The organism is Roseateles sp. (assembly GCF_031397715.1).
GTDB lineage: Bacteria > Pseudomonadota > Gammaproteobacteria > Burkholderiales > Burkholderiaceae_C > Paucibacter_A.
In genome coordinates this window covers 46,463-61,611 of the sequence record NZ_JANNMI010000199.1, presented here as the reverse complement: position 1 = coordinate 61,611, position 15,149 = coordinate 46,463, and the positions used below count along the sequence as shown (strand labels likewise).

Genomic DNA, 15,149 nt, shown 5'->3' with positions numbered 1-15,149 from the left:
AAGAGTTGCTTTCACGGCGCAATCTCGGCAGGACAAAATGTACCGACCGAGGTCGGCTCGCCAACAGGATATCGCGCGTCAATCTGGCGCCGCCAACGAGCTGCGGGCCTTGACGGTCAGCTTAGAAAAACCAACGGCTTGGAAAAGCAAAAAGCCTGCTACCGATTCGATAGCAGGCTTTTCAAGCCCCATGCGGGATTGAGTGGTGGGCCCTGAGTGACTCGAACACTCGACCTACGGATTAAGAGTCCGCTGCTCTACCAACTGAGCTAAGAGCCCTACTCTTTGCTTAACTCGCTATTATATTTGCGAACTAACCTATTCTAATTATAATCTATGTTTAGTATAAACTCACTTTACAGTGCTTTCATACTAACCTAGGCTAGATATGGTGGGTCGTGCGGGACTCGAACCTGCGACCTACGGATTAAAAGTCCGCTGCTCTACCAACTGAGCTAACGACCCATCAAGCGAAGCTCACCATTCTAATCTTAATTTAGCTTGTCACGCAAGAGTCTTGTGCAGATTTTGCAGAAGAACCTTGATCAGCTCGGCGGCAGCCGCCATGCCGAAGCTGGCAGTCACCGTGACACTGGAGCCATAACCATGGCAATTCAGACTGCCGTCCACAGCGCAAGCCGCACCTTCTTGCGCAATCGGGCGCAACACGGCTTCGCGCGAGAACACACAGGCCAGGCCCATCCGGCCTTTGCGCGGCGCCGCATGATGCTGCCTCAGGCGCTGACGCAAGGAGGCCAGCAAGGGGTCATGCGTGGTGTCCGCTAAATCCTCGATGCTCAGCAGATGCGGCTCACGCTTGCCGCCAGCCGCACCAACCACAACATAGGGCAAGCCCTGCTGCAGCGCCCATGCCGCCAAATGAGCCTTGGCTCGAACTTGGTCACAGGCATCAACCAAGCCATCTAACTGGGTGTCGGCCCCGTCCAACATCGCCGGCCAATTTTGCTCATCGACAAACTCTTCGATGATGCGAACCTTGCAGTCAGGATGAATGTCATGAATGCGGCGCCGCAGCGCTTCCGCCTTCGCCATGCCGAGCGTCGACCCCAACGCCTGAACTTGGCGATTGATATTGGATTCGGCGACTTGGTCAAAATCGATCAAGGTCAGCGCCGCCACCCCGCTTCGCGCCAGCGCCTCGACGGTCCAGGACCCGACGCCGCCCAGCCCGACGACCGCAAAATGTGCTGCGCGCAAGTGCCGGTAGTCGGCATCGCCATAGAGCCGGCGCAGGCCACCAAAGCGACGTTCGGCATCCGCGTCCATGGACGTGTCAATGGCTTGACTCTGGGCTAGAACCTGATTCGTTGGGATAGCGTGCATGGCGGGATGAAAAAAGCCCCGCGAACAGGGCTTCATTGAAAAGATGTTTGACTGGAACCTACTTCAGGGACGCCAAGCGCTCTTTGGCGGCCTGAGCGGCTTCGGTGCCTGGATAGGCCTTGATCAAGTCGTCCAAGCTGCGCCGAGCCGACTTGCCGTCTTTCAGCTCGATTTGGCTGTTGGCCATCGCCAGCAAGGCCTCGCCGGCTTTCGGGTGCTGAGGATTGCCGGAGATAAAGGTTTTGAAGGTCGCGATCGCGTCCTTGTAATCCCTTTTGCCGTACTGCGCATTGCCAAGCCAGAAGCGCACCGAATCGACATAGCCGCTGGCCGGAAAACGCCGCAGAAAACCCACCATCGCCGTTGCTGCCTCAGCGAAATCGCCGCGCCGAATCAAGCCCATTGCCGCGTCATACTGCCGGCGCTCCTCGGGGTCAACCTGAAACTCACGCCCATCAAGCTGAACCTTTTGAGGCTCCAAGGGCTTCAAACGCGTGTCCAGAGACTGAGTTTGGTCATTCAGCTTGCGTTGAGTTTCGGACAAATCGCGCGCCAGCTGCTCGTTTTGGCCGCGCAGCTTGGTGACCTCTAGTCGCAACACATCAATCTGGGCATTCAGGTCCAGCATGCTGCGGCGCAAAGGCCCGACCTGCTCTTGCGACTGCGCCGCGAGTTGCTCAATGCGCAAACGCTGCGCATCTTCGCTTTGCTGCACTCGATTGCGCAATTCAAGAATCGCCTTGCGCGCCTCGTCGTCATCGAACAAGGCGGCATGTGCCGACAGACTGAACAAGGCGCTCACCGCCACTGCCAGTGCCAGCGCCACCAAGGATCGGCCTATCTGCTGACGCTGCAGCGTCATCTCACTTGTCCTTCAACTCAACGCGGCGATTCTTCGCCCAAGCGGCTTCGTCGCTGCCTTGCGCTGCAGGCTTCTCTTTGCCGAAACTGACCGGCTCGACTTGTGCCGCGCCAACGCCCATCAGGCTCAGTGACTTGGCCACCGCCTCAGCGCGGCGCTGACCCAGCGCCAAGTTGTACTCGCGGCCGCCGCGCTCGTCGGTATGGCCTTCCAGGCTTAGCGCGAGCTTGCGGTCATTGCCCAGGCGTTTGGCATGGGCTTCGACCAAGCCGCGGTAGTCGTCCTTGACCACATAGCTGTCAAAGTCAAACAACACCACACGTTGGCTGGCCACAGCAGCCGTCAACTGGGCGCCCAGGTCAACCGTGGACACCTTGGACTCGGCCATCGGCGTGCTGTTGGCACCACTGTTTGCCGAGCTGTTGGGCGCCACAGGACGGGTCTCTACGGGGGCCGGCTCATCCAATTTAACGGGTGTGCTGCAAGCGCCCAGGGCCGCAAGCGTCAACAAACTCATCGCATAACCGGTCAAATTCGTTCGAGTCAATTTCATTCGGATCACTCCTTCAAATACGATCGCAAAACGCTTGCGGGGCTTGGCTTGCTGATCCAGATTCAGACCGCAAGCAACGTAGTAATTATCCAACAACTTCTGCAGCAGCCTTGACAGGCAAAAAACTCAATCTAAACGATTTAAATCAACGCCCAAACGGGCCCCAAGTTGGCTCTCGAACATCGGCCGCACTTGAAATCAACTTGGCCTTGATTTTGCCGTCCAGGGTGCTGGTCATCAGCACATCGCGGCCACCAGCCCGCGTCGCATAAACCAGCAAGCGGCCGTTCGGCGCAAAGCTTGGGCTTTCATCATCATTGCTGTCACTGATCTGCTGCACCGTGCCCGAGCCCAGGTCCATCACGCTGAGGCGAAAGCTATTGCCGCCCATGCGCGCGATAAAGGCCATGGTTCGGCCGTCCGGGCTGATGGCCGGGCTGATGTTGTAGGCGCCGTTGAAGGTGACGCGCTCGGCCGCGCCACCGGCCACGGCCATGCGGTAAATCTGCGGGCCGCCGCCGCGGTCGCTGACGAAATAGATCGAGCGGCCATCGGGAGAAAACACCGACTCGGTATCGATCGCCGAGCTTTGCGTGAGCCGGCGCAGGCCGCTGCCGTCCCGGTTCATGATGAAGAGCTGCGAGCCGCCCTCGCGTGACAGCGTCAGCGCCACCTGCTGGCCATCGGGCGAGAACGCCGGCGCGCTATTGGTACCGCGAAAGTCCGCCAGCACCCGGCGCCGGCCGGTCGATACGTCCTGAATCCAGACCACCGCCTTGCGGGTCTCGAACGACACATAGGCCAGCTCTTTGCCGTTCGGCGCCCAGGCGGGCGAGATGATGGGGTCAGGGCTTGCCAAGGCGACTTGGCCGCCTTCGCCGTCGGCGTCGGTGATGCGCAGGCTGTAACGCCCGCCGGCCTTGGTGACATAGGCCATGCGCGTGGCAAAAATGCCGCGCTCACCGGTCAGCTTTTGGTAAATGGTGTCGGCGATGCGGTGAGCGCCCAGGCGCACATCCTCGGGGGCGACCGCATGGGCCTCGCCGCCCAGGTCTTGACCCTTGACCACGTCCCAGAGTTTGTAGCGCAGGTCGACGCGGCCGTCGGCCAGGCGCGCGGCGGAGCCGGCCGCCAAGGCGTCGGCATTGCGTGCGCGCCACTCGGGCCACAGCGGTTGGCTCCCCTCAAACAGGCCGGCCGGCGCATCAATGATGCGGAACTGTCCGCTGCGCTCCAGGTTCGAGCGGATGATGGCGGCCACCGGTTGACCGGCGCGCGCTTCATCCCGGAAATCCGGCAGCGCGATCGGCATCTGAGTGCCCCCCACGCCGGCGATATCGACACGAAATTGGGCGCTGGCCAGCGGGCTGAAACCGGCCAAAACCGCTGAACACGCAGCGGCATAGACGCCGGCGGATTGCCGCAGCACACTGCGCCGCGAGTGACGATTCAGAGACTTCTGCTCAGGCATGGGGTTCGCATTCATGACTAAAAAAATTATTAAAGTATTTTGACCGAACAAACCGGCGCCAAGGCCGGGCTTACATCCGCCTACAGCAACACGATGTCGTAGTGCTCGGTTTGGTTGGCCGGCTCGGCCGTCAGCGAGATCGGCTTGCCGATGAAGTCCGACAGACCGGCCAAATGCTGGCTTTCTTCGTCCAACAGCATCTCCACCACATTGGCGGCCGCAACGATGCGGAACTCCTTGGGTGAGAACTGGCGCGCCTCGCGCAGGATCTCGCGCATGATGTCATAACAGATCGTTCGAGCGGTCTTAACCTGCGCCCTGCCCTCGCAAGTCGGGCAAGGCTCGCAGAGCATTCTCGACAGCGACTCGCGCGTGCGCTTGCGCGTCATCTCGACCAGTCCTAGCTGCGTAAAACCGCCCAGCGTGACCTTGGTGCGGTCCTTGCTGAGTTGCTTGCGGAACTCGGTCAGCACCGCCGACTTGTGCTCCTCGCGCGTCATGTCGATGAAGTCCACGATGATGATGCCGCCCAGATTGCGCAGCCGCAGCTGCCGCGTGATGGCACCGGCGGCCTCCAAGTTGGTCTTGAAAATCGTGTCGTCGAAATTGCGCGCGCCGACAAAGCCGCCGGTGTTCACATCCACCGTCGTCATGGCCTCGGTCTGATCAAAAATCAGATAGCCACCCGATTTCAGATCGACCCGCCGCGCCAGCGCCCGGCTCAGCTCGGCGTCAATATTGTTCAAATCGAAGATCGGTCGCTCGCCCTTGTAATGCTCCAGCTTGGCCGTCGCCGCCGGCATGAACAGCTCGCCGAAGGCGTGCAGCACGTCGTACTGCAGCTTGGAATCGATGCGGACCTGGCCGGTGCGATCGCTGACCAGATCGCGCAGCACCCGCTCGACCAGACTCAAGTCTTGATGCAACAAGCTGCCGGGTGGGGAATTGCTTCCCTTCGCGCGGATGGCGGCCCAGGCCTTGCGCAGATAAGCAATGTCAGACGCCAACTCAACATCACTCGCGTCCTCGGCATTGGTGCGCAGAATGAAGCCGCCGCCGCCGCCGTCTTCGGGCTTACCCACCAGCGCTTGCATGCGGGCGCGCAGCAGTTCGCGCGCCTCAGGCGAGCCGATTTTTTGCGAGATGCCGATGTGGTCGTCTTGCGGCAAAAACACCAACATGCGCCCGGCAATGCTGATCTGCGTCGACAAGCGTGCGCCCTTGCTGCCGATCGGGTCCTTGATGACTTGTACGGTCAAGGCCTGACCCTCGAAGACCAGGCGCTCGATCGGCGTCGCCACGCCGCCCTCGGCATGCTGGCTGCGCACATGGCCCGGTGCGCCGTTGACATGCAGATCGGCCACATGCAGAAAAGCCGCCCGCTCCAGGCCGATATCAATGAAGGCCGACTGCATGCCCGGCAGCACGCGGGCTACCTTGCCCGAATACACATTGCCGACCAGGCCGCGCTCCAAGCTGCGCTCGACGTGCAACTCCTGCACCGAGCCGTTTTCAAGCACGGCCACACGCGTCTCCTGGGGAGACCAGTTGATCAGAATATCTTCCATGGCGCTAATCTCGAATGTTGACGCATATCGGCACTGGCTGCCGATATGCGTCAACACTGAACTTCCCATTGCCGAAGCAGTTGCGCCGTCTCAAACAGCGGCAAGCCCATGATGCCTGAATAGCTGCCCTCGATGCGCGAAATCCAGGCCGCCGCCTGACTTTGAATCGCATAAGCGCCGGCCTTGCCGAAGGGCTCGCCGCTGCCGATGTAGTGGTGAATCTGCGCGTCGGTGAGCACAGCGAAATCAACCCAGGACACATTCAAGGCCGCGTTGCGGCGCGCGCCTTGGCCCAGCGCCACGGCGGTGATGACGCGGTGACTGCGACCCGCCAACAGGCGCAGTGTGCGAAACGCGTCGTCTGCGTCCACCGGCTTGCCGAGGATGTGCTGATCGATCGCCACCGTCGTGTCCGAACAAAGAATCGGCGCCGGCGGCAAGCCGCGCGCGGCCAGCCTGGCCAAGGCCGCATCCAGCTTGGCCTCGGTGACCCGCGCCACATAAACCTCGGGCGACTCCCCGGCGATCTCGGCTTCCAGGCTTTCGGCATCTTCCTCGGCACCGGCCAGCAGCAATTCATGGCGCACGCCAAGCTGTGTCAACAACTGACTTCGACGAGGGCTCTGCGAAGCCAGATAGATGAAGTCTATGACCGACCTCATTCGCGGTGATAGGGGTGGCCGGTCATCACCGTCCAAGCGCGGTACAAGCCCTCGGCCAGCAGCACGCGAGCAAAGGCATGCGGCAAGGTCAGGTCAGACAAACGCAGCGTCTCGTCGGCAGTGGCCTTCAAGGACGGGGCCAAACCATCCGGCCCGCCGATGATCAAGGCGACATCGCGGCCATCGCCCATCCACAACTTCATCCGCTCGGCTAACTGCATACTGGTGCGGCGCTCACCGCGCTCGTCCAGAATCAGCCGGCGCACGCCGCGCGGCAAGGCGGCCTCGATGCGCAGCGCTTCCGCCGCCATCAATTGCTCGGCCGTCTTGCTGCCGCGTGTTTCGGCCTTGACCGCCTTCAACTCCAGGCGCATTTCCGGTGGAAAGCGCTTGGCGAAGTCTTCATAGGCCGTCTCGGCCCAGGCCGGTTGGCGCTGGCCCACGGCCACCAAGAGCAAACGCATTCAGCAGATCAGGCGTCGCTGCTCTTCTTGCTGGCGGCCTTCTTGACCGCGGCCTTCACCGCAGGCTTAGTTGCGGCTCGCTTGACGCCGACGGTCTTGGTGACGGCGGCCTTCTTGACGGCGGCCTTCTTCACCGCTGGTTTGGCGGCGCCGACCTTCAAGGTGCTGGTGGCGGGTGTCTTGTGATCGACCTCGCGGCTGCTGGTAGACGAGCGATCCACCGGCTTCTTGGCGGCTGGCTTCTTGACGGCAGGCTTGTCGGCGGCGGCCTTGGCGGCGACCTTTTTGCCCACGCCCGGCTTGCCCGGCAAGGAAGCCGCAACCGTCTTCTTGGCCGCTGTCTTCTTGGCGGGCTTCTTGGGTGCGTCCTCGTCCTCTTCTTCCGAGGCCTTGACCAAGCGGGTCTTGCCATCGCCCAGCGTCATCTTGACCGGCTTCTCGCCCCACAACTCTTCGAGGTGGTAGTAGTCGCGAATGGCGGGCTGCATCACGTGCACGACGGCGGCGCCGCAGTCAACGATGATCCATTCGCCGTTTTCCTCGCCCTCGCAGCGCAACACATCCATGCCGCGCTCCTTGACCGTGACCCGCACGGCCGAAGCTAGGGCCTTGGTCTGACGGTTGCTGGTGCCGGACGCGATGATCACGCGCTCGAACAGCGGGGTCAGGTGCTCGGTGTTGAAGACCAGAATGTTCTGGGCCTTCACATCTTCCAAACCATCGACGATGGCGCGTTGCAGTTTACGAATGTCCATGCAGTACCTACTCACAGTAAAGACGGTGTTGGGCAATATACCCCGCCACCGCGTCGCCCACCAAGGGGCGGATATCCTCGTTGCGCGAGGCCAGCTCGCGCACTTGGGTGGATGAAACCTGCATCGCCGGCATCGCCAGTTTCCGCATTTTGTTGGACTCGGCTTGAAGGGCTTCCCCGACTTCGCCCGAACCCTGAACTTCTTGACCCGCACGGGCCGCAACCGCCAGCGTGACCAGGCCGAGCAGCTCACGCCAGTCGCGCCAGGTGTGAAAGCGCTCGAACTGATCCTGGCCTATCACCAGGAACAATTGCTCATCCGGGTGTGCAGCCAAGCGTGCCCGCACGGTGTCGATGGTGTAGCTGGCCCCATCGCGTTCCAGCTCGCTGTCGTCAAGCGCAAACCTCGGCTCGCCCGCCACCATCAACTCGGCCATGGCGCGCCGGTGCAAGGGTGCGGCCAAACCTCGGCCGGTTTTTTGCCAAGGCCTGCCGGCCGGCATCCACAGCAATTGGTCCAATCCCAGCTGAGTCAAGGCGCAATGCGCCAGGCTCAAATGTCCCAGATGAGGAGGATCAAAACTGCCACCGAACAAGCCGGTGCGCCGCCCTGCTACAGCCATAGATGGGTGGCTGCTTCATGCGCCCAATCGCGTGGCCGCAGAAAATCGCTGTACAGCTTGGCCTCTTGCGTGCCGGGCTCCGGTGCCCACTGATAGCGCCATTTTACGATGGGCGGCATCGACATCAGAATCGCCTCGGTGCGGCCGCCCGATTGCAGGCCAAAAAGGGTGCCACGGTCAAACACCAGATTGAACTCGACGTAACGTCCGCGCCGATAGGCTTGGAAGTCACGTTCGCGCTCGGTATAGGCCAGGCCATGGCGGCGCTCGACTATCGGCAGATAGGCCGGCACAAACGCATCGCCGACCGAGCGCAGCATTGCAAACGCGGCCTCGAAACCGCCTTCCGAGTAATCGTCAAAAAAGATCCCGCCGATGCCGCGCGGCTCGTCGCGGTGCTTCAGATAGAAATACTCATCGCACCAGGGCTTGAAGCGGCCATAGAGCGCGTCGCCATGCGGCAGCAGCGCCGCCTCACACGTACGGTGGAAATGCTGCGCGTCGCGCTCGAAGCCGTAGTACGGCGTCAGGTCCATGCCGCCGCCAAACCACACGACGGGTTCTGCATCGACTGGGAAGGCCGCGAACATGCGCACATTCATGTGCACCGTCGGCACAAAGGGGTTGTGCGGATGCATCACCAAGGACACACCCATCGCCTCAAACGGCGCACCGGCCAACTCGGGGCGATGCTGTGTCGCCGAGGGTGGCAAGACCCGACCCCGCACATGGGAAAAATTGACGCCGCCGCGCTCGAACACCGCGCCACCCTCGATCAGGCGCGACAGGCCGTCGCCCTCCAGGCGGCTACCCGGCTCGCGGGTCCAGCCGTCGCTGAGGAATTCGCCGCCGTCGGCCGCCTGCAAGGCCGCGACGATGCGCGCCTGCAGATCAAGCAGATAGTCACGTACGCGTTGCGTGTTCAACGCTTCACCGCCCGATAGCCAATGTCCTGGCGGTACTGCTTGCCTTCGAACTGGATATTGACTAGGCTCTCATAGGCCAGCGCCTGCGCCTTGCGCACCGACTCACCCAAGGCCGTCACGCACAGCACGCGCCCGCCCGAGGTCTGCAGCTGCCCTGCTACTTCAGCGGTGCCGGCGTGGAAGACCATATGATCCTCCGCGTCGGTCGGCAAGCCGCTGATCGCGTCACCTTTGCGGGGGCTGAGTGGGTAGCCCCCGGCGGCCATCACCACGCCGAGTGCGACGCGCCGATCCCACTGCAACTCGACCTGGTCGAGCGTGCCGTCGGTGGCGTGCAGCAGCACTTCGAGCAGATCGCTTTTCAGCCGCATCATGATGGGTTGCGTTTCGGGATCACCCATGCGGGTGTTGAACTCGACCGTGTGGGGCTGGCCGGCCGCGTCAATCATCAGTCCGGCATAGAGAAAGCCGGTGAAGGGGATGCCGTCGCGCGCCATGCCCTGGATGGTCGGCATGATGATCTCGTGCATCGCCTTGGCATGCACATTGGGCGTGACGACCGGGGCCGGCGAATACGCACCCATGCCGCCCGTGTTCGGGCCTTCGTCGCCGTCTTTGAGGCGTTTGTGGTCCTGGCTGGTGGCCAGCGAAACGACGTTCTTGCCGTCACACAGGACGATGAAGCTGGCTTCTTCACCTTGCAGGAATTGCTCGATCACGACCCGCGCGCCGCCTTCGTTGTGCACGACGCCGAGCTTGTTGTCTTCCAGAATCCAGTCGATCGCCTCATGCGCCTCGGCCAAACTCATCGCCACGACCACGCCCTTGCCGGCGGCCAGGCCGTCGGCCTTGATGACGATCGGAGCGCCTTGGGCTTCGGCATAAGCATGCGCTGATGCCACATCGCTGAAGACCTCGTAAGCAGCCGTAGGGATGTTGTGGCGCTTCATGAAGTCTTTGGCAAAGGCCTTCGACGACTCCAGCTGCGCGGCGGCCTTGGTGGGCCCAAAAATACGCAGACCACGGGCGCGGAACTCGTCGACGACACCGGCGGCGAGATAGGCCTCCGGGCCGACCACGGTCAGCACCACCTTTTGCTCGACGGCAAAGTCGGCCAACGCTTTCACATCGGTGATGGCGATATTCGTCAGCCGGGGGTCCCGCGCGGTGCCGCCGTTGCCGGGGGCCACATAGACCTGGCTGACCCGCTCAGCTTGTGCCAGCTTCCAGGCCAGCGCGTGTTCGCGGCCGCCGTTGCCAATTACCAAAACCTTCATGCGCAGACTTTCTTCTTACTCATTCGTTGATATTGGCGTTGCAGTAGACGGCTTGCGCATCGTCCAGGTCTTCCAGCATGTCCAGCAGCTTTTGCATACGCGTCGCGTCGTCACCACTCAACTCGACGGTATTCTCGGCCCGCATCGTCACCTCGGCCACCTCGGCCTTCAGGCCGGCGGCCTCGAGTGCATCTCTGACCGCCTCGAAGTCGGCCGGTGCCGTCAGCACCTCCACCGCGCCGTCGTCGCCCGCGATGACATCCTCGGCACCGGCCTCCAGCGCCACGTCCATGATCTTGTCTTCCGAGCTGCCGGGCGCAAACACCAGCTGGCCGCAATGCTTGAACTGGAAGGCGACGGCACCCTCGGTGCCCATATTGCCGCCGCATTTGCTGAACACATGCCGCACCTCGGCAACGGTGCGCACCTTGTTGTCCGTCATCGTGTCGATGATCACCGCCGCACCGCCGATACCGTAGCCCTCATAGCGGATCTCGTCGAAATGAACGCCGTCCAGATTGCCGGTGGCCTTGTCGACGTTGTACTTGATGCGGTCGGCCGGCATGTTCGCGCCGCGGGCCTTTTCAACCGCCAAACGCAGGCGCGGATTTTCTTTGACGTCGCCGCCGCCCAGGCGCGCGGCGACGGTGATTTCACGGATGATGCGAGTCCAGATCTTGCCGCGCTTTTCGTCTTGGCGGCCTTTGCGATGCTGAATATTGGCCCATTTGGAATGACCAGCCATGTGGCTTTTGCTCCTGCTGGGTCGTCAAAATTGCGACCCACATTAGTTGGATAGACTGCAATTTTAGTTCCGACATCACATCGCTTCGCGATATGAGTCTTCTCTGAAGCGCAAAACGCTTTAATTCCGACATCACATCGCTTCGCGATATGAGTCTTCTCTGAAGCGCAAAAGCGCTTTAGCCTTGCTTTCTGGAGCCCTCATGTCCGATCCGATTTTGCTGGCCAGCCACGGTCAAATTGAATGCCATCTGCTGCCAGCGTTAGCAAATCGGCATGGCCTGATCACCGGTGCCACCGGCACCGGCAAGACCATCAGCCTGCAGACCCTGGCCGAGAATTTCAGCCGCATCGGCGTGCCGGTGTTCATGGCCGATGTGAAGGGCGACTTGACCGGCATTTCGCAGGCCGGCGCGCCTTCCCCTAAGCTCTTGGCGACGCTCAAGGAGCGCGGCATCGAAGCCCCGGCCCCGCTGGCCTGCCCGACCACCTTATGGGATGTGTTCGGCGAGCAAGGCCACCCGGTGCGCGCCACCATCTCTGACATGGGCCCGCTGCTGCTGGCCCGCATGTTGGCGCTGAACGAGACCCAGCAAGGCGTGCTGCAGATGGTCTTCAAGATCGCCGATGACGCCGGCCTCTTGTTGATCGACATGAAGGATTTGCGCGCAATGCTGCAGCATGTCGGCGACAACGCCGCGCAGTTCACCACCCAGTACGGCAATGTCTCGGCCGCCAGCGTCGGCGCGATTCAGCGCGGGCTGTTGCAGATCGAGGCCCAAGGCGGAGACAAATTCTTCGGCGAACCGATGCTGAACATTGCCGACTTCATGCAAACCGTACCTTGGGCCCCCACGTCGCCTGCGGCTCCTGCCCCCCAAGGGGGCGCGTCGGCGCCTTGGGGCGGCCCGGCGACGCCGACCTCCAGCCTGGGCGTCATCAATGTGCTGGCCGCCGACAAGCTGATGAACGCGCCGCGCCTGTACGCCAGCTTCCTGCTGTGGATGTTGTCCGAGCTGTTCGAGACCCTGCCCGAGGTTGGCGACTTGGACAAACCCAAACTGGTGTTCTTCTTCGACGAGGCCCATCTGCTCTTCAAGGACGCACCGGAAGCGCTGGTCGAACGCATCGAGCTGGTCGTGCGCCTGGTGCGCTCCAAGGGCGTCGGGGTCTATTTCGTGACGCAAAACCCGCTGGATATTCCCGACGCCGTGCTGGGCCAGCTCGGCAACCGCATCCAGCACGCGTTGCGCGCCTTCACGCCGCGCGACCAAAAAGCGGTCAAGGCGGCGGCCGATACCATGCGCGCCAAGCCGGGTCTGGATATCGCCACCGCCATTACCGAGTTGGGCGTCGGCGAGGCACTGGTCAGCCTCTTGGACGAGAAGGGCCGGCCCAGCGTGACCGAGCGCGTCTTCGTGCTGCCACCGGGCAGCCAGATCGGGCCGATCACGCCCGAACAGCGCCAGGACTTGATCAAAAACTCGTTGGTGGCCGGCGTCTATGAAGCCTTGGTCGACCGCGAGTCGGCATTCGAGAAGCTCAAGGGCGGCGCGGCCTCTGCGGCGACGCCCGCCGCAACCACGGCTGCCGACAGCGACGGCGGCATGCTGGGCGGCCTCAAGGAGCTGCTGTTCGGTAGAACCGGCCCGCGCGGCGGCCATCATGCGGGCTTGGCCGAGACGGCGGCCAAGTCGGCGATGCGCACCATGGGCAGCTCGGTCGGGCGCGAAATCGTGCGCGGCGTGCTGGGCAGCCTGCTGGGCGGCGGAGCCAAGCGACGCTGAGGGCAGGCCCGAAGGCACCAGTGACGCTGGCGCCGCACCCACCGGCGTTGGCGCCGCCAATCTGCATTTGGTCGCAGGACGCTGTCCGCACAGCCTGCCGCAGCCCATCATGACCGCTGGCCCTATTTCCCTGACATGACATCCAATCCGCCCCCAGCCAAACCCTTGCCACTCGGCCTGTTGAGACGAGCGCTGAATCAGCTGGCGATCGTCTTGGCCATCACGGCAGTATTCAGCCTGATCCAGTTACTGGTGTTCCGCCAGCCTTGGGGCATCGTGCTGCTCTTCACCTTTTGCATCAGCGCGGCTTGCTCCACGATGATCCAGCTGCTCAGCTGTGGGTCGACCTATTGGCTCAATCAGCGCCGACCCAAGACCGAGCCGCCGCTGGAATGGCCGGGCTGGCCGCTGATGAGCTTGAGCCTGGTGCTGGGCACGTTCTTGGGTGCGGCCATCGGCAATGAGCTCGGCAACCTGATCTCGGGCCTGCGCAACCCCAGCTTGCACTCCGGTGATCTGCGCAACCTGCTCAGCATCTTGCTGATCTCGCTGCTGCCCGGCATGGTGGTGACTTTTTATTTCGTCAACCGCAGCCACATCGCCAGCGCCAACGCCCAATTGCTGACCGCCCAGCGCCTTGCCGCCGAGAACAAGCTGCGCCTGCTGGAGTCGCAGCTGGAGCCGCATATGTTGTTCAACACGCTGGCCAATCTGCGCGTGTTGATCGGCCTGGATCCGTCGCGCGCGCAAGCGATGCTGGATCAGCTGATCGCCTTCTTGCGCGCCACGCTGAACGCCTCACGGTCCGGCAGCCATCCGCTGCGCGAGGAATTTGCCCGCCTGAATGACTATCTGGGCTTGATGCAGATTCGCATGGGTGCCAGGCTGCGGCCGGTCTTGGATCTGCCGGCCGAACTGGCCGAACTGAGCATTGCGCCGCTGCTGCTGCAACCGCTGGTCGAGAACGCCATCAAGCATGGCCTGGAGCCGGCCATTGAGGGCGGTGAGCTGCGCGTCACGGCACGCCGGGTCGGCCGGCATCTGCAGCTCACCGTCAGCGACAGCGGTGTCGGGTTGAGCCAAGCCGGCAGCGCTGAGGCGCAAGCAGGCAGTGGTTTCGGCCTGCACCAAGTGCGCGAACGCCTGGCCACCCAGTACGGCCCCGCCGCCACGCTGAACATCGCCCCTGCTGCAGGCAGTGGCACCTTGGTAACGGTGGAAATTCCGATCGAGACGCCATGAACATCACAGCCCTGATTGCCGAAGACGAGCCCCTGCTGGCTGAAAACCTGCGCCAAGAACTGGCGCGCCTGTGGCCGGACTTGCAGATCATCGCCACCGCCCCGCATGGCCAAGCCGCCGTGGACGCCGCGCTGCGCCTGCAGCCCGACATCTGCTTCCTCGACATCCGCATGCCGGGCATGAGCGGCCTGGAAGCGGCGCAGGCGCAGGCGCTGGCCGAGGACTGGTCGCACGAGAAGGCCTTTCCCTTGCTGGTTTTCGTCAGCGCCTATGACCAATACGCGCTGCAAGCGTTTGAGCGCGCCGCCGTCGACTATGTGCTCAAGCCGGTCAGCCCCGAGCGACTGGCGCAGACTTGCCTACGCTTGCAGACGGCCCTGGCCTTGCGTCAAAGTGAAGGCAAGGCCGAGGAGAAAATCGCGCAAGCGGTCGAGCAACTGCGCTTGATGCTGGGCACATCCCTACCCCCGCCCTCAGTTCAAGCACCGCTGCGCCTCTTGCAAATCGCGCAGGGCAGCGCCATCCAGATGCTGCCGGTTGACGAAGTGCTCTATTTCGAGGCGGCCGACAAGTATGTGCGCGTGCTGACGCCCAACAAAGAGCATTTGATGCGCACCTCGCTGCGCGAGTTGCTGCCGCAACTAGACGCCGCGCGCTTCTGGCAAGTCCACCGCAGCGTGGTCGTGCGCTGCGACGCGATTGATCGCGCAGTGCGCGATGAATCCGGCAAACTAACACTCTACTTGCACGGCAGCAAAGACCGGCTGACGGTCAGCCGCATGTACACGCATTTGTTCAAGGGCATGTAGCCGATAAAATCGGCGCAAACCCGCCACTTTGACGGCGCAGCCCTGCTGCCCTGCCCCTACCCG

Annotated in this window: 16 protein-coding genes and 2 tRNA genes; 4 read left to right on the top strand and 14 right to left on the bottom strand. The window is 62.5% G+C overall.

What is annotated here, in order from left to right; translation table 11 throughout:
* On the top strand, positions 1-202 hold a 202-nt coding region (locus RMO57_RS08795; protein ID WP_310385818.1), incomplete at its 5' end, for a hypothetical protein.
* A 1-nt stretch (position 203) separates the two neighbouring features.
* Here the strand turns inward: RMO57_RS08795 and RMO57_RS08790 are convergent.
* From RMO57_RS08790 to RMO57_RS08725, 14 genes are all read right to left on the bottom strand, one after another.
* Positions 204-279, bottom strand: a tRNA-Lys gene (locus tag RMO57_RS08790).
* Positions 280-389: 110 nt separating this feature from the next.
* Positions 390-465, bottom strand: a tRNA-Lys gene (locus tag RMO57_RS08785).
* 39 nt (positions 466-504) lie between these two features.
* Positions 505-1,287 carry a tRNA threonylcarbamoyladenosine dehydratase gene (locus tag RMO57_RS08780; protein ID WP_310385817.1) on the bottom strand — a complete coding sequence of 261 codons (783 nt, stop codon included), beginning with the start codon at positions 1,285-1,287 and terminating at the stop codon, positions 505-507.
* Between the two features lie 115 nt (positions 1,288-1,402).
* Entirely contained in the window at positions 1,403-2,206 is an 804-nt protein-coding gene (ybgF, locus tag RMO57_RS08775; protein ID WP_310385816.1) for a tol-pal system protein YbgF, read from the bottom strand.
* A gap of 1 nt (position 2,207) precedes the next feature.
* The gene (pal, locus tag RMO57_RS08770) at positions 2,208-2,759 is read right to left on the bottom strand and encodes a peptidoglycan-associated lipoprotein Pal (RefSeq protein WP_310385815.1); all 552 of its coding nucleotides are present in this window, start codon (positions 2,757-2,759) and stop codon (positions 2,208-2,210) included.
* A 145-nt stretch (positions 2,760-2,904) separates the two neighbouring features.
* Complete coding sequence (tolB, locus tag RMO57_RS08765; protein WP_310385814.1) at positions 2,905-4,245, bottom strand: Tol-Pal system beta propeller repeat protein TolB; 1,341 nt, start codon at positions 4,243-4,245, stop codon at positions 2,905-2,907.
* 65 nt (positions 4,246-4,310) lie between these two features.
* Positions 4,311-5,798: a ribonuclease G gene (gene rng / locus RMO57_RS08760; protein ID WP_310385813.1), complete on the bottom strand. Its 1,488-nt coding sequence runs from the start codon at positions 5,796-5,798 to the stop codon at positions 4,311-4,313.
* A gap of 50 nt (positions 5,799-5,848) precedes the next feature.
* The gene (locus RMO57_RS08755; RefSeq protein WP_310385812.1) at positions 5,849-6,460 is read right to left on the bottom strand and encodes a Maf family protein; all 612 of its coding nucleotides are present in this window, start codon (positions 6,458-6,460) and stop codon (positions 5,849-5,851) included.
* Positions 6,457-6,924, bottom strand: a complete 468-nt coding sequence (gene rlmH / locus RMO57_RS08750; protein ID WP_310385811.1) for a 23S rRNA (pseudouridine(1915)-N(3))-methyltransferase RlmH — start codon at positions 6,922-6,924, stop codon at positions 6,457-6,459. The genes RMO57_RS08755 and rlmH overlap by 4 nt, the downstream gene beginning before the upstream one ends.
* An 8-nt stretch (positions 6,925-6,932) precedes the next feature.
* Entirely contained in the window at positions 6,933-7,679 is a 747-nt protein-coding gene (gene rsfS, locus RMO57_RS08745) for a ribosome silencing factor (RefSeq protein WP_310385810.1), read from the bottom strand.
* 7 nt (positions 7,680-7,686) lie between these two features.
* Positions 7,687-8,301, bottom strand: a complete 615-nt coding sequence (gene nadD / locus RMO57_RS08740; protein WP_310385809.1) for a nicotinate-nucleotide adenylyltransferase — start codon at positions 8,299-8,301, stop codon at positions 7,687-7,689.
* Complete coding sequence (hemF, locus tag RMO57_RS08735; RefSeq protein ID WP_310385808.1) at positions 8,292-9,227, bottom strand: oxygen-dependent coproporphyrinogen oxidase; 936 nt, start codon at positions 9,225-9,227, stop codon at positions 8,292-8,294. The genes nadD and hemF overlap by 10 nt, the downstream gene beginning before the upstream one ends.
* The gene (gene purD / locus RMO57_RS08730; protein WP_310385807.1) at positions 9,224-10,504 is read right to left on the bottom strand and encodes a phosphoribosylamine--glycine ligase; all 1,281 of its coding nucleotides are present in this window, start codon (positions 10,502-10,504) and stop codon (positions 9,224-9,226) included. The genes hemF and purD overlap by 4 nt, the downstream gene beginning before the upstream one ends.
* A 19-nt stretch (positions 10,505-10,523) precedes the next feature.
* Entirely contained in the window at positions 10,524-11,249 is a 726-nt protein-coding gene (locus RMO57_RS08725; RefSeq protein WP_310385806.1) for a YebC/PmpR family DNA-binding transcriptional regulator, read from the bottom strand.
* A gap of 202 nt (positions 11,250-11,451) precedes the next feature.
* On the opposite strand from RMO57_RS08725, the gene RMO57_RS08720 reads away from it, so the two are divergent.
* The 3 genes from RMO57_RS08720 to RMO57_RS08710 all read left to right on the top strand — a co-directional run bounded on the left by RMO57_RS08720 (position 11,452) and on the right by RMO57_RS08710 (position 15,086).
* Positions 11,452-13,035, top strand: a complete 1,584-nt coding sequence (locus RMO57_RS08720; protein WP_310385805.1) for a helicase HerA-like domain-containing protein — start codon at positions 11,452-11,454, stop codon at positions 13,033-13,035.
* Positions 13,036-13,170: 135 nt separating this feature from the next.
* Complete coding sequence (locus RMO57_RS08715) at positions 13,171-14,277, top strand: sensor histidine kinase (protein ID WP_310385804.1); 1,107 nt, start codon at positions 13,171-13,173, stop codon at positions 14,275-14,277.
* Entirely contained in the window at positions 14,274-15,086 is an 813-nt protein-coding gene (locus RMO57_RS08710) for a LytTR family DNA-binding domain-containing protein (RefSeq protein ID WP_310385803.1), read from the top strand. Before RMO57_RS08715 ends, RMO57_RS08710 begins: the two co-directional genes overlap by 4 nt.
* Positions 15,087-15,149: the final 63 nt, after the last annotated feature.